Raw genomic sequence first — 15351 nt, 5'->3', positions numbered from 1 at the left:
CACCAATCACCAATCACCAATCACCAACTTACTCTTGATACTCCTTTTCAACTTGCAAATACTCAGGAACACCCATCAAATTTTGAAAATCTTGAAAACGCATCAAACCAGATAAATTAGCTGTACTTCCCTGTTGTTTAAGATGTTGAAAACAATTACCCATCACCTCAGTAACAACCATCAGCGCAGTCAAGGGGAAAAAGACAATTTTAAAACCCAAACTTTGTAATTCTGCGGTGGTAATTTCCGGTGTTTTTCCACCTTCCACAATATTAGCAACTAAAGGAACATCAGGAAAAGAATCAGCAATGATTTTTAATTCTGCCACAGATTGGGGAGCTTCGATAAATAACACATCTGCACCCGCATTAATATAAGATTTTCCTCGTTCAATAGCTGCTTCTAAACCCAAAGGTGCGCGAGCATCAGTTCGGGCTATAATTACCAAACCACTATCACCACGAGCATCTACAGCAGCACGAATTTTTCCCGCGTGTTCCTGCATAGAAATAACTCGCTTCCCTTCAAAATGACCACATTTTTTAGGCCATTCTTGATCCTCCAAAATTATCCCCGCTAAACCAATTTGTACCGCATCTTTTACCGTCCGCATTACATTTAAAGCATTACCATAACCAGTATCACAATCAGCAATTAATGGTATATTAATTGATTGAGTGATTCTTCCCACACTGTAAAACATTTCCGTAGCAGTGAGAAAACCATAATCAGGTAAACCCAAGGTAGAAGCAGCAATACCAAAACCGCTAGTAGCAGCAACTGGAAAACCCGTTTTTTCTACCAACTTCGCACTCAGACAGTCATAGACACCGGGGATAACAATAATTTCCGAACCTGCGAGTAATTCCCGCAATTTTTGAGAAGTAGACATCACCAAAATCATACAGTTAACATCTTTAATAATACCTTAATTTCACACATCTTTACCTTTGCGCTCTTTGCGAACTTTGCGGTTCGTTTCTGTTAATATTATTGTTTGTTGAAGTTGAGCAGCTTGGGAAAATGTAATGTTAGAAAAACTCAGATTAGCAAGATGAGCTTTTATTCCCAAACTTCGCAACTCCAAGTAAATTGGTAAACCACAGAAAATATCAAAACCTCCTCCCATCCCCGCAATGAGTAAGTTTTTGCAGTTAGCGATTTGGTTAAGGATAGGTAAATTTAAGTTCATATTTGTTTATGAAACAATAGTTGTCAATATCTACTATAAAATCTAATATTATGATAACCTAAAAACATAATACCCAGATCCCAGACTTCTTGGAATAAGTCGGAGATATATCCACTTTCTAACCTACTGACCAATTACTCATTACCAAGATATGATAAATAACAATAATTTCTATTAAATAATTTACTTTCCCGTCAACGCTTTGAACGTTACGCCCAAAGTTACACCAATTCACATTTTTACCCTCCTAACACCATGCTGGATGGTAATATAGATCAAAAACATTTCATTCAAACCCAACAAACAACTATTCAACGCCTCACCAATTTAGGCATAATTTGAAGAATAAATAATTCCCTGTTCCCTGTTCCCTGTTCCTGCCAATGACAAAACCCATAGAAGTCCGCAACCCCCGCACAGGTAAATTTGATTATGTCATCATTCCCCCACCCCCGAAATTGCTTTCTCAGCAATGTCATCGACTCCGTAGGGGACAAAATACTTGGCAAGAAATCGGTATAGAAGGTAGAATTGAAGCATTAAAACAATGGAAACAAGCGATATTAACAGAACGTAAATTATTAACAGATGCCTTAGTCAATGATACAGGTAGATTAGCAACATCAATATTAGAAATAGACTCTTTTTTAAATAGCATTGATAGATGGTGTAATTTAGCTCCCCAGCTATTACAAGAAACCGCAAAAAACACATCTATTCCCTTTATTGCTTTACATCAAACTGCTGTTCCTTACCCCCTAGTTGGTGTAATTAGCCCTTGGAACTTTCCCCTTTTATTATCTACAATTGATACAATTCCCGCCTTATTAGCTGGTTGTGCGGTGATAGTAAAACCGAGTGAAATTACACCCCGGTTTGTTGCACCTTTAACGACAACATTAAACACAATTCCCCATTTAAGAGATGCCTTAAATTTTGTCGAAGGTGCAGGACAAACAGGAGCAGCTTTAATAGAAGAAGTAGATTTAATTTGTTTTACAGGTAGCGTAGAAACAGGAAGATTAGTAGCAGAAATAGCCGCCAAAAACTTCATTCCCGCCTACTTAGAATTAGGAGGAAAAGACCCGGCAATTGTCTTAGAATCAGCAGATTTAGATTTAGCAACTTCCGCAATTTTATGGAGTTCTGTTGTCAACACAGGACAGTCATGCTTATCAATCGAAAGAATTTATGTAGCTGAATCTATATATGAAGAATTTTATCATTTATTAGTCACAAAAGCCCATCGTTTGCAACTAGCTTATCCCACAGTTGAAAGTGGAGAAATAGGACCAATCATTTCTGAAAAACAAGCAGCAATTATTAACGAACATTTAAAAGATGCCGTTGACAAAGGAGCAATAATTCATTGTGGTGGTAAAGTAGAAGAAATAGGTGGTGGTTGGTGGTGTCGTCCCACAGTAATCACCAACGTTCACCATTTTATGAAAATCATGAACGAAGAAACCTTTGGTCCAATTATGCCAATAATGCCTTTTTCTAGTATTGAAGAAGCCATAGATTTAGCCAATGATTCTATTTATGGATTAAGTGCTGCTATATTTGCAGAATCAGCAGAATTAGCATTAGAAATTGGAATGCAATTAGATGTAGGAGCTATTAGTATTAATGATGCCGGTTTAACAGCTATAATGCACGAAGGAGAAAAAAACGCCTTTAAATTTTCTGGTTTAGGAGGTTCGCGCATGGGTCCTGCTGGTTTAAAACGCTTCCTTAGAAAAAAAGCCTTTTTGATTAAAATGAACACCAGTAAAGACCCTTGGTGGTTTAATGATTCAGAATAGGGGAAGGTGACAGGTTACAGGTTACAGAAAGAAATCTACCAATTACCAATTACCAATTACCAATTACCAATTACCAATTACCAACGGCTGAATACTTACAATTCTCACACCTATCAATTGTATATGAAACTGCACAGAATCACCGACTTCATTAATTCAGCCGTCCTTATCCGCGTTCATCTGCGTTCATCTGCGTTGAATAATTCTGAAAATCTCATCCTTTGCAGTTTCATCTTACAGCAGTTTTCATGTATTTAGACCACACCCTAAATTACTTTACTTCTTCCTTTGCGCCTTTGCTCCTTTGTGCCTTTGCGCGAAACCTAAATCAAGATGTGGTTCATTTACATGAAAATAGCTGTAATTTAGTATCATAACTACTTATTCACTAACAAGGTAAAAGTATGGCAAAAAGCGACAAAATCAACTTTTCCACTCCTAGCGGTTTTCCCGAATTTCTTCCCAGCGAAAAGCGTCTCGAAGTATATTTATTAGATATAATTCGTAAAGTTTTTGAAAGTTATGGTTTTACACCTATTGAAACCCCAGCAGTAGAAAGGTTAGAAGTGCTGCAAGCAAAGGGAAATCAAGGTGATAATATAATATATGGTATTGATCCAATTTTACCACCAAATCGCCAAGCAGAAAAAGATAAATCTGGGGAAACAGGTTCAGAAGCAAGAGCTTTAAAATTTGATCAAACTGTTCCTTTTGCTGCTTATATTGCCCGGCATTTAAATGAATTAACTTTTCCCTTTGCGCGTTATCAAATGGATGTAGTTTTTCGGGGAGAAAGGGCAAAAGATGGACGTTTTCGGCAGTTTCGCCAATGTGATATTGATGTTGTGGCTCGTGGTAAACTCAGCTTATTATATGATGCCCAAATGCCAGCAATTATCACCGAAATATTTGAAGCTATTAATATAGGCGATTTTGTTATTCGCATTAATAACCGGAAAATTCTCACCGGGTTCTTTCAATCTGTAGGAGTAGCTGAAAATCAAATTAAAGCTTGTATCAGCATCATTGATAACTTAGAAAAAATTGGCGAAACCAAAGTTAAACAAGAATTAGAAAAAGAAGGAATCTCTTCAGAACAAACCGAGAAAATAATTGAGTTTATCAAAATAGATGGTAGCGTTGATGATGTTTTAGATAAACTCAAATATCTAGGTTTAAACTTACCATCAGCCGAAGAATTTAATTTAGGAGTGAGTGAACTAGAAACCGTAATTAATGGAGTCAAAGATTTAGGAGTTGCTGATAAACGTTTCTGTATTGATTTATCAATTGCTCGTGGTTTAAACTATTATACAGGAACTGTTTACGAAACAACTTTAATTGGACATGAAGCTTTAGGTAGTATCTGTTCTGGTGGCAGATATGAAGAATTAGTAGGAATGTTTTTAGGGGAAAAAATGCCAGGAGTAGGCATTTCTATCGGCTTAACGCGGTTAATTAGTCGCTTGTTAAAAGCAGGGATTTTAAATACATTAGCACCCACACCAGCGCAGGTAATGGTAGTGAATATGCAGGAAGATTTAATGCCTGTTTATTTAAAGGTATCACAACAATTAAGACAAGCAGGAATTAACGTTGTTACCAATTTTGATAAAAAACAATTGGGTAAACAATTTCAAGCCGCAGATAAACAGAGAATTAGATTTTGTGTGATCATTGGTGCTGATGAAGCAGCAGCGGAAAAATCATCACTCAAAGATTTACAAACAGGTGAACAAATAGAAGTTGCTTTGGCAAATTTAGCTGAAGAAATTCAACAAAGGTTAGGTATAATTACATCACTGTAATCAGTACCTAAACCTTCGTTTATGAGCTTTTTACGTCCCACATCTCCTGAGTGGTGAAAATTGCGGTAAGGTGGTTGTTAAATTATCAACGTGGGGTGAAACACCTGATGGGTATAACACTACACCCAATATTCACAAGATCAGAAATATAATAATTGATGAATTGATTCCTTTGGCTAGGTGTCAATTAATTAGGGCGATCGCACAACCATAGTACAGTACAGCTATCACAGTACAACTATAACGGAACTGCGATCGCTTCTTTTATCAATTGATAATTGATAATTGATCACAACATAAATGAAGAATACTTCAGAAAACACTTTAAAAGTAGCTCAACAAGCATTTGAGCATTTTACACAAGGACTAGAAACTGGTGAATGGCAAGCCTTGTTAGATATGCTTACCGATGATTTTACCTTTTGGTTTCCAATGGGTAAATTTCAAGGTTTAAATACAGGTAAAGAACGAGCAAAAGAATTTTTTGAATATGTTTCTGAAGCCTTTAAACCTGGACTGAAGCTAACTTCTTTAGACAGCATTACCAGCAACCAAAAAACAGTTATTTTTGAATTTCGGGATGAAGGCAACTTATTAGGACAACCTTATAAAAATCGGGTTGCAGTTGCCTTTGATGTGCGCGGTGATAAAATTTGCAGCTACAGAGAATACTTTGGTAGTGATGGTAAATCGTATTAAAGTCATTAGTTATTAGTCATTAGTTATTAGTCATTAGTTATTATTCAAAAACTTTTCCTCCCCTACCTCCTCTCCTGACTCCTGACTCCTATTTAATATTAATTTTTCTCCGCATCTAAACCATTAATTTCTCGACATTTAACCTCAGCAGCTTGATAAGCATCCAAATATTTTTGATCACCTAACATTACATCCCCATAATATTCATAAGGTGCATCACCATAAATTGGTAAAGGATCATCTTCAGGATAATCTTCCTCTGATTCTTCAATAATTGCTTTTAGCTTTTTCACAGTCAAACTTTGGGCAGGAAAATACCAAATGTTCTCTGCTTTTCTTTTTAAATGAGGAAAAGTCGGATCAATAATCACATTTTCTAACTCAATCCAAGCGTGTTCAACAGGTTTATATGGATTACCACTAAAAACTATAAAACCTTGAACATACTTTGCACCCTCAGTTATCAAAACCGCTTTATAAGCATTATCAAAAGGCTTTTTCGCTTTACTTTTGATACTTTCGGCAACTTGTAAAGACAGTGATTCATCTAATAATTTATTCATGGTGAAAATTATCATCCTTTAATACAGTCAATTCTATTATCTCTTAATTTCTGCACTTTTGCGGAACAAGAAGCAACAGAATTGAATCAAAACTTACACCAGAATATTACACTATTTCCTCTTTTCTATGAAGATGATAGTAAAACCCCAATTTTGGCAAATTCTCACAGTAGCAACATTAACAGCATCAACTTTGATCAATACTGTTACTTTATATCCTTCTATAGCTGAAACTAAAGTCAATACTACCCAAGTTAGTCAAGCTATTCTTACTCTTTCTGGACATACCGCACCTCTTAGAATCATAGTTATTAGTCCTGATGGACAGACTTTAGCTAGTGGTAGTGATGATAAAACTATTAAACTTTGGAATCTCAAAACGGGAAAATTACTCCGCACTCTTACAGGACATAAAGAAAGAGTAACATCTTTGGTTTTTAGTCCCGATGGTAAAACTTTAGTTAGTAGCAGTCTTGACAATACTATTAAACTTTGGAATGTACAAACTGGAAAATTAAATCGTAATTTAACCGGACATTCTTCATCTGTAATTTCTATAGCTATTAGTCCCGATGGTAAAACTTTAGCTAGTAGCAGTTATGATAAAACTTTAAGATTATGGAATTTAAGTAATGGTCAATTGGTACATACTTTTAAGGTGTTCGCCACTGCTGTAGTTATGAGTCCTGATGGGAGAACTTTAATTAGTGGCAATGAAGATGGAACTATTAAACGTTGGAATCTGAGAACCAGAAAATTAATTGCTAATTTAGTACCACCAAAACCGCAAAATCCCATGTTTGAATCTCAACGTGCGTCTGCGGTGATATCTCTGGCTATAAGCGCCGATGGGCAAACATTAATTAATGGTGGTTATAACGATTTTCATCAATCAATTCAACAAACAGATGGTAAAAATGTCAAAGTTTGGAATCTGAGAACTGGGAAAATTGTTCACAATTTTACTGCTGAACTTGGCAGCATTGATGCTGTTGCTATTACTCCCGATGGAAAAAGTTTTATTACTGGTGGTTTAGGTCGGAAAATTAGTATTTTTGATTTAAAAACTGGGAAGTTAACCCGCACCATTGAAGGTCATGCAGGGAGTATTTATGCTTTAGCTGTCAGTAAAGATGGTAAAACTTTAATCAGTGGTAGTGGTGATAAATCAATTAAGCTTTGGCGATTATCATAGGTGACAGCAAACCATTGGTGTCAACTTAAACTATAAATGGCTTATTTGTTAGTTTCCACACCCAACTGGGAATGATAGCGTAGCGTGGCCTAAGGCATATTTTATGGCTAATAGTCAAAGTTTACTCAAGTAAACTATAGATTTTTGCAGATTTTTAGTCATCTTTAGATGACTTTTGCTATGAGACTGGGAATGAATTCCCAGTCGGGTGATCGGTTTTACGTTAAGTTGACACTTACTAGCAATGCTAAATACCTACCGCAAGCGATACCTACGGTAAGCTACCACTAACGTACTCCATCTATATCTATTTAGTTTAGTTGAAATTGCAATGCACTAGGAAAGCAGCTTTTCTCAGATTAATTTTCAGCAAAAATGCAAAAATAATACCTTATCTTGTTTACAAAACTTATACCTGTAATGTATAAAATACAAAATGTCATGTATAATCTGTAGATTTATAGTCTTCATTTTTTAGATTATATATGTTTGGAGCAAATAAAGCGGTAGATATAAAGTGGCGTTTTGGTCGGGCTGTAAGGAAACGAAGAAGAGAACTTGACTTATCTCAAGAAGAACTGGCTGAAAAAGCAGAACTTCATCGAACTTACATCTCAAGTATTGAATTAGGAAAATGTAATGTTTCCTTGGAGAATATAGAAAAATTAGCAAAAGCCTTAAATATATCCATACCTGACCTATTTGCAAGTTGTAGTATCAATTCAGAAAATTGAAGTATGGATGCTTATATTAAACAAAAACTCAAGGAAAATCTAAAAAATTCAATTAGAAATTTCTTTAAAGGTAAAGAAGTAAAAAATTACCAAGTATTAGATGATATTTTTCCTAATGAAAGAAGAATACGCTCTCTTATTGGTGGATTAGAAACAAGTTTAGGAACAACTTTTTGGGAGCCTATAGCTAAAACATTAGCAGAATTAAATGGATTTCAAATTGTAACTACAAAAATATTACGTCCAGAACCATTTCCCCAAATATTACAGCATGAATTAGATAAATTAGTGGATGAACGTCAAAATAAGCCTAATAACATCAGAGTTTCCACAGACGAATGTATTCAACGTCTAAAAAATGCAGCTTTCAAAACAAATCCTCAAGACATTATTCAATTTACATCCCCTGCATCTGGTACGGGAGTAGATATTCATTTTGCTAAAAATGGAATTGAATATATTTTTGATATCAAAACCACACAGCCAAATCAAGGTGATTTTAAAGGATTTAATAGACAAATTCTAGAATGGTACGCTTATAAGTTTGCTCAAGATCCTAATACTAAATTAGAAGCTCGTATTGCCATTCCTTTTAATCCTTTTAACAAATCTTGGTATGAAAAGCAAAAAAGTAAGTTATCTAGTTCTCCCTTAGATTTTGACAGAGATATATGGGTAGAAAATGAATTTTGGAATTTTTGTTCTGGGGAAGAAGATACATTTGAGCAGCTAAAAAATCTGTTTATTGAACTAGGACAAGAAAACTTTGCCTCAGAATTTCATGATATTTTCTACCCCGATTCATGATTATATATTAATAATGCTGAGTAATTCTTTAGCTACATATTCAACTACTGGTATAGGAACAGCATTACCAAAATGTTTTTTAGCTACTTCATCTTTTTGATGATATGCAAAATTAGCAGGAAATCCTTGTAATTTACAAGCGTGTTTTGCTGTAATAGGTATATATTTTTTAGGTTGATAAATTTTTTCTAGGAATAAGTTTTTATACTCTTCTGGATGACTAGCATGAATAGAGACAGTTGCTATATAGTCTTTACCACCTGTCGCAGTTAAAGTTGGTACAATATCCGCAGTAGGTAAGATAATTCTATAGATATTGTTAATACCTGTCATATTCTTGGAGTTAACAAATTCATACTTTCTTTCATCAGTCCAACGAAATATTCCCTTATCAACTAGCGTATTTAATTCGCTGATATTTATATCAGGTATTAGTTCTCGAAAATTATCAAAAGATAAAGGATTACCATCTTTATGTCCATACTTTTTACTTCTTCTATTTTTCAAAAGAGTTAAACAAATCATTTTCTCCCTATCACTTGTTTTGATAATATCCCAAGAATGAATTGTTGTATGTCCATTTCTTAAATCAGAAAAAATAAAAAAATCATTTAATTCATCATCTTTTTGAAATCTAGTTCTTGATGGGGGAATTAAACCTTTAAATAGTGTATCTGGATCTAACTTAATTTTTTCAAAAACTTGAATATTTTTAAGCTCGTCCAAAATATCTAAAACTTTTGGATGAACATTTAAACGATGTGGAAATTTATATGTTTGACATTTGTCTAGATCATTTCTAATTCCCACAATAAAAACTCTATCTCTATTTTGAGGTAAACCAAAATCATAAGCATTCAATACCTTCCACTTTACACAATAACCTATATGCTCAAATTTTTGGAGAATTAATTCCAAATTATCTTTATTTTTCGGACTGGCTAAACCACTAACGTTTTCAAAAATAAAAGCTTTTGGCTTGCTGTTACTAACTAAGCGAATCACATCAAACCATAATTTTCCTCTTGGGTCTTCAAAACCCTTTAAACAACCTGCAACTGACCAAGGTTGACAAGGAACACCACCTACCACTACATCAACACCAGAAGGAAGTTCTCTAATATTGGTAACATCTCCTAATTCAATTTCATCTTTGTTTGAGTAACTAATAAAATTTTGTTGATAAACTTTAATAGCTTGTTTATCTATTTCAGAATAGCCTAAGCATTTACCACCGAGTTTTTCTAAAGCGATCCTAAAACCGCCAATACCAGCAAATATATCAATAAATGTGAATTTTTGAGGAGAACTAACTAATGGTAAAGGTGATTCTATTTGTTGAAGTATTTCAAAATTTACAGATTTCATTTTTACGATTATAGACCCCTTATATTTTACCTACTAAATTTAGGAATGGTAGCTTCTAATTATAACATTAAAAATGTTGGATATGAACAATTAGCAAATAAAAACTCAGCCTAAATTACTAAGCTGAGGAAAATAGTTATATTTTGTAAACTCAAATAAATAGTATAATTTAACTCACCAAGTCAGGAAAAACCTCTTGTACAGCGGGATGTACTAAACAATGATTTTTCACATTCAAACCTTTACCTAAAGCGGGGTTAACTTCCAAAGCTTTCACACCCAAATTAGCCAACTGCACCACATAAGGCAAGGTACTATTATTTAAAGCTTGAGTAGAAGTCCAAGGTACAGCACCGGGCATATTAGGAACGCCATAATGTACCACACCTTCATCAATATATACTGGATTGGTGTGAGATGTGGCGTGTAATGTTTCTACACATCCACCTTGATCAACAGCCACATCCACAATTACCGAACCAGGACGCATTTGTTTCACCAATTCACGAGATACTAAAATAGGTGCTTTTTTACCTGGAATTAACACAGCACCAATGACTAAATCAGCTTCTTTAACTGCGGTTTCAATGTGGGCAGAATTGCTATACAGTAATTCTACTCTAGAACCAAACAAAGTTTCTAAATAAGATAGGCGTTCTACATTGACATCTAAAATTTGTACCCCTGCGCCCATACCCACAGCAATTTTAGCGGCTTCTGTTCCCACAACACCACCACCTAAAATCACCACTTTACCGGGTTTAACTCCAGGTACACCGCCTAAAAGTACACCTCTACCACCTTGTTGACGTTCTAGAAATCTTGCCCCAAATTGTACAGCTAACCGACCAGCAATAATGCTCATGGGGGTGAGCAAAGGTAGTCTATTTACTCCTGATTGTTCTACAGTTTCATAGGCGATCGCACAAGTTCCAGCATCAATCAAATTTTCTGTTAATTGCCGATCAGCCGCTAAATGTAAATAAGTAAATAATAACAGGTCTTCTCGCAAAAACTTATACTCTGTTTTTAAAGGTTCTTTGACCTTAACAACCATCTCCCGATGCCATGCAGCAGCAGCTTCATCGACAATTTTTGCTCCCGCACTACGGTAATCATCATCTGTAAATCCAGCACCATCACCAGCGAGAGTTTCCACAAACACAGTATGACTGCTTTCCGTGAGAACCCGCACACTAGAAGGACTCAAACCCACCCGAAATTCTTGATCTTTAGTTTCTTTAGGAACACCGATTTCCATTTATTTATAACCTCTAATTAACCTCTAATAAATTTGGTTTCACAATGATTCACTCTAGAGTGCAGTATTTGTTCCACTCCGTCCGTATTCAATTATTCAAAATTGCAAATTTAGCGATCGCTGCTCCCTTGACGAATCTCCCACAGTTCTTACAATAGATAAAGAAACATTAAAAATTGTAAAGAACAAGTTGACATTGTTCTTTCCCAGAGAGTTGCAAACTCTATCTTCATCAACATTTCAGAAAAAACCGTTAATTTCTGTTTGCCGACCACCATTATTAAGAGAGGAACTTTTGATCATGACACAACCACAACCAACCGTCACCCCCAAATTAGAAGAACCTAAATTTGGCTTCAACGAATATGCTGAACGTTTAAACGGTCGTGCAGCTATGATTGGCTTTATCTTAATGGTGGTGATTGAATATGTCACTAATCAAGGTGTACTTGCTTGGTTGGGTTTGAAATAGTTCCCACCCCAAACCAACGATTTCAACTGTAAGCTAGAAATTAGAACAGTAAAAACCAGTTGGATGATCCAACTGGTTTTAACTTTATGGAAAAGGTAGCGCAATATCTGTATATAGTATGGTGAATTACCACACATCTATTTTGAACCCAGAAAACTATAATGTGAGATGACTTGATAGCTAGAAATAATAATTGAATAGCAATTGCGCTATTGTGGAACAATTTACAAGAAAAGTTAGCGGAAAGTAAGCTGTGATGAACGCTATATTACCTCGTTTTTTGAAGTCAGCCTACCGGAAAGAACCTATCATTAGTGTATTAGTTACAATGGGTATAGTAGATGCACTGATTGGTGGTTTAGATGATAGCTGGTCATTATTCACCTTTGGTTTAGGAACAACAGGAGTAGCTTTAGCCTTGAAATTATGGCGGATGCAGCAGCAACCCCCCATGCCAGAGGAAACTGTAGTGCAACATTATTTACCACCTCAACCTTCTACTCCACCATTACCAATCATTACAGTTTCCAAAAAAAAACCACGTCAAAATAATTGAAAATTGATAATTGATAATTGATAATTATGGATTAATGCAGAAGAGAGAGATAATTGTGAGCAATGAAGCAAGCAGGGGAGGTAAGAGATTTATTTCCTCTGGACTGACCTTAGCATTTTTGGCAACTGTCGCTTTTTCACTTTCCACGTCAAAATAATTGAAAATTGATAATTGATAATTGATAATTATGGATTAATGCAGAAGAGAGAGATAATTGTGAGCAATGAAGCAAGCAGGGGAGGTAAGAGATTTATTTCCTTGTCAATTTTCCATTGTCAATTTTCCATTGTCAATTATCAATTGATAAAAAAACCCCCTGGATGGGGGACTGGAAGTCAAGTGGAGTGAATAACCACAAAATAAATACCTACAATAAATAGAGTAATCCGAACAAAATGATCCAGATTACGTCCACAAAGTGCCAGTATAATTCAGCGGCTTCTATCCCGAAATGATGTTCATTGCTATAGTGTCCGGGAGTACGCGATCGCCACAAAACCGCCAAAATCGCTAAAACTCCGATGGTAACGTGCAAACCGTGAAAACCGGTGAGAACATAAAACGCACTAGCAAAAAGATTGGTAGTTAAACCAAATTCCAGATGGGTATATTCATAAACCTGGCCTACCAAGAAAATTGTACCCATTAGCGCAGTAATAGCTAACCAAGTACGCATTCCCTTAGCATCATTTTTTTTGATGGCAGTATCAGCATTGTGCATGACAAAACTACTGGCAATCAAAATTATAGTATTCACACCAGGTAACAACAGTTCTAACTCTGGTGTACCTTCCGGTGGCCAGACAGGTAAGGTAGAACGGAAAGCTAAATAAGCTCCGAACATACCCATAAAAATCATACCTTCAGCAATCAGAAACACGACCAAACCAAACAAACGATGATCTGGATGTGCTTCATGATGGGCATCTACAGCCTCATGACGATTTTGTTCAATGATCGTAGTGTTAGCTATTTGACTTTGCATGAATTTTTTATTTGGTAATTGGTAATTGGTAATTGGTAATGGGTAATTGGGAATGGGGAATTGGGAATTGGGAATGGGTAAACATCAAATTTATTAAACAATCACCAATCACCAATCACCCATTACCGAATTTACACGCCAGACTCAATGGTGGGATAGGGTTCGTCTGGTTTAGCACTTAATACTTTACTGACATCAACATTTTTGTGTTTCACGCCGTAGTCGTAAGGACCTGTAGTTAAAACCGGCAGTTTCTCAAAATTCTCAATTGCCGGTGGTGAAGTCGTCATCCACTCTAGGGTAAGTCCGCGCCAAGGGTTATTAGGTGCTTTTTCACCATAGAACCAACTCCATACCGCATTGATAATAAAGGGTAATGTGGAAATGGCGAGAATATAAGCTCCATAGGTGCAGATTTCATTCAAAGTGGTAAATTTCGGGTCATATTGGGCAACACGGCGATTCATACCCATCATTCCTAGTTTGTGCATGGGTAAGAAAGACATATTTAAACCCACAATGGTTAAGGCAAAATGAACCTTACCCCAAAATTCGTTCATCATCCGCCCTGTCATTTTCGGAAACCAGTGATAGATAGCGGAGAAAATGCCTAACACACTACCACCGAACAGGACATAATGCAGATGGGCAACGACAAAATAGGTATCGTGAACGTGAATATCAAAGGGGACTGATGCCAACATCACACCACTGACACCACCCATGACGAAAGTACCGACAAAACCCATTGCAAATAACATGGGGGTATTGAGTTCAATTTTGCCTCCCCACATTGTTGCCAACCAGCTAAAGATTTTGATCCCTGTGGGTACAGCGATGATCATGGTAGTGATCATAAAGAACATCCGTAACCAGCCAGGAATACCACTGGTAAACATATGGTGCGCCCAGACGATTAAACCTAAAAAGCTGATAGCCAAAGAAGAATAGGCGATCGCCTTATAACCAAATATCGGTTTCCGGGAATGTACAGGGATAATCTCAGAAATTGCCCCAAAGAAAGGCAAAATCATGATATACACCGCCGGGTGAGAGTAAAACCAGAACATATGCTGGTAAACTACCGGATCACCGCCCCCAGTGGGATTAAAAAATGTAGTCCCTGCTAATAAGTCAAAAGACAGAAGAATTAAAGCCCCGGCGAGAACTGGTGTAGATAGCAATACTAAAGCCGAAGTTGCCAACATTGCCCAACAAAACAAGGGCATTTGATGGACTCCCATACTGGGAACACGCATTTTTAAGAGGGTGACAATAAAATTAATTGCCCCCAAAATTGACGATGTACCCAATAACAGGACGCTAATGATCCAGATCGCTTCACCTACTTGGCCTGTTACCAAACTCAGGGGAGGGTAAGAAGTCCAACCGGCATCTGGGGCATCACCCACAACCAAACTAGCGATCAGTAATAGACCGGCTGGGGGGATCATCCAAAAAGCCACCGCATTTAAACGGGGAAAAGCCATATCCCTAGCCCCGATCATCAGCGGGATGAGATAGTTAGCAAAACCCGCCCCTGCTGGCACGATCCATAAAAAGATCATGATCGTGGCGTGGAGTGTAAACAAGCTGTTATAAACTTCCGGGGTGACAAAATCCACCTCTGGGGTGCGTAATTCTGTCCGCACCAAATCAGCCATTACTCCGCCAATGCAGTAAAAAATAAAGGATGTAACCAGATATTGAATGCCGATTACTTTATGGTCGGTATTAAAGGTGAAAAATTCCCACCACTTTCTTACCCCTGGTTCTTCCTGGAGGTGAGAAATATTGGTAGTTTCTTGTAATTGTGCTTGGGTCATTCGATTTTGGATTTTAGATTTTAGATTTTAGATTTTGGATTTACAGAACTTACAGAAAAAACTTCTCAAAACCTCTTACC

General features: G+C 36.4%; 15 protein-coding genes and 1 pseudogene. 9 read left to right on the top strand and 7 right to left on the bottom strand.

The window, feature by feature from the left end; all coding sequences use genetic code 11:
* Positions 1-28: 28 nt before the first annotated feature.
* Positions 29-892, bottom strand: coding sequence for an isocitrate lyase/PEP mutase family protein (locus K2F26_RS12335; RefSeq protein WP_220608057.1), 864 nt, complete (start codon positions 890-892; stop codon positions 29-31).
* 42 nt (positions 893-934) lie between these two features.
* The gene (locus K2F26_RS12330; RefSeq protein WP_194053529.1) at positions 935-1192 is read right to left on the bottom strand and encodes a hypothetical protein; all 258 of its coding nucleotides are present in this window, start codon (positions 1190-1192) and stop codon (positions 935-937) included.
* Between the two features lie 174 nt (positions 1193-1366).
* Between K2F26_RS12330 and K2F26_RS24760 the strand changes: the two are divergent.
* From K2F26_RS24760 to K2F26_RS12315, 4 genes and pseudogenes are all read left to right on the top strand, one after another.
* Positions 1367-1534: pseudogene (locus K2F26_RS24760) on the top strand (nitrilase-related carbon-nitrogen hydrolase); the annotation flags it as partial.
* A gap of 41 nt (positions 1535-1575) precedes the next feature.
* Positions 1576-2997, top strand: coding sequence for an aldehyde dehydrogenase family protein (locus K2F26_RS12325; RefSeq protein WP_220608056.1), 1422 nt, complete (start codon positions 1576-1578; stop codon positions 2995-2997).
* A gap of 404 nt (positions 2998-3401) precedes the next feature.
* The gene (gene hisS / locus K2F26_RS12320; RefSeq protein ID WP_220608055.1) at positions 3402-4805 is read left to right on the top strand and encodes a histidine--tRNA ligase; all 1404 of its coding nucleotides are present in this window, start codon (positions 3402-3404) and stop codon (positions 4803-4805) included.
* Positions 4806-5105: 300 nt separating this feature from the next.
* Entirely contained in the window at positions 5106-5504 is a 399-nt protein-coding gene (locus K2F26_RS12315; protein ID WP_220608054.1) for a nuclear transport factor 2 family protein, read from the top strand.
* Between the two features lie 98 nt (positions 5505-5602).
* Here the strand turns inward: K2F26_RS12315 and K2F26_RS12310 are convergent, their stop codons facing one another.
* Complete coding sequence (locus tag K2F26_RS12310) at positions 5603-6067, bottom strand: hypothetical protein (protein WP_220608053.1); 465 nt, start codon at positions 6065-6067, stop codon at positions 5603-5605.
* Between the two features lie 127 nt (positions 6068-6194).
* On the opposite strand from K2F26_RS12310, the gene K2F26_RS12305 reads away from it, so the two are divergent.
* The 3 genes from K2F26_RS12305 (at position 6195) to K2F26_RS12295 (ending at position 8803) form a co-directional block, all read left to right on the top strand.
* Positions 6195-7262 carry a WD40 repeat domain-containing protein gene (locus K2F26_RS12305; protein WP_220611711.1) on the top strand — a complete coding sequence of 356 codons (1068 nt, stop codon included), beginning with the start codon at positions 6195-6197 and terminating at the stop codon, positions 7260-7262.
* Positions 7263-7747: 485 nt separating this feature from the next.
* Positions 7748-7996, top strand: coding sequence for a helix-turn-helix domain-containing protein (locus tag K2F26_RS12300; protein WP_220611710.1), 249 nt, complete (start codon positions 7748-7750; stop codon positions 7994-7996).
* A 3-nt stretch (positions 7997-7999) separates the two neighbouring features.
* Positions 8000-8803: a TdeIII family type II restriction endonuclease gene (locus tag K2F26_RS12295; RefSeq protein WP_220611709.1), complete on the top strand. Its 804-nt coding sequence runs from the start codon at positions 8000-8002 to the stop codon at positions 8801-8803.
* On the opposite strand, the gene K2F26_RS12290 is transcribed toward K2F26_RS12295, so the two are convergent.
* Both K2F26_RS12290 and ald read right to left on the bottom strand, forming a co-directional pair.
* Positions 8804-10171 carry a DNA cytosine methyltransferase gene (locus K2F26_RS12290; RefSeq protein ID WP_220611708.1) on the bottom strand — a complete coding sequence of 456 codons (1368 nt, stop codon included), beginning with the start codon at positions 10169-10171 and terminating at the stop codon, positions 8804-8806.
* A 169-nt stretch (positions 10172-10340) separates the two neighbouring features.
* Positions 10341-11432, bottom strand: a complete 1092-nt coding sequence (gene ald / locus K2F26_RS12285; protein WP_220611707.1) for an alanine dehydrogenase — start codon at positions 11430-11432, stop codon at positions 10341-10343.
* A 301-nt stretch (positions 11433-11733) separates the two neighbouring features.
* On the opposite strand from ald, the gene K2F26_RS12280 reads away from it, so the two are divergent.
* Together K2F26_RS12280 and K2F26_RS12275 are read left to right on the top strand one after the other, a co-directional pair.
* Positions 11734-11904 (top strand): CAB/ELIP/HLIP family chlorophyll-binding protein, encoded by a 171-nt coding sequence (locus K2F26_RS12280; RefSeq protein WP_096569692.1) that lies wholly within the window; start codon positions 11734-11736, stop codon positions 11902-11904.
* A 256-nt stretch (positions 11905-12160) separates the two neighbouring features.
* On the top strand, positions 12161-12460 hold the full coding sequence (locus K2F26_RS12275) for a hypothetical protein (RefSeq protein ID WP_220611706.1): 300 nt from the start codon (positions 12161-12163) through the stop codon (positions 12458-12460).
* Positions 12461-12827: 367 nt separating this feature from the next.
* Here the strand turns inward: K2F26_RS12275 and K2F26_RS12270 are convergent, their stop codons facing one another.
* Both K2F26_RS12270 and ctaD read right to left on the bottom strand, forming a co-directional pair.
* Entirely contained in the window at positions 12828-13445 is a 618-nt protein-coding gene (locus K2F26_RS12270) for a cytochrome c oxidase subunit 3 (protein WP_220611705.1), read from the bottom strand.
* Between the two features lie 131 nt (positions 13446-13576).
* The gene (ctaD, locus tag K2F26_RS12265; protein ID WP_194053542.1) at positions 13577-15271 is read right to left on the bottom strand and encodes a cytochrome c oxidase subunit I; all 1695 of its coding nucleotides are present in this window, start codon (positions 15269-15271) and stop codon (positions 13577-13579) included.
* Positions 15272-15351: the final 80 nt, after the last annotated feature.

The sequence above is a fragment of the Sphaerospermopsis torques-reginae ITEP-024 genome, from assembly GCF_019598945.1.
Lineage (GTDB): Bacteria > Cyanobacteriota > Cyanobacteriia > Cyanobacteriales > Nostocaceae > Sphaerospermopsis.
Note: the sequence above shows the minus strand (reverse complement) of the source record. Positions and strands in the feature narration are given on the sequence as shown.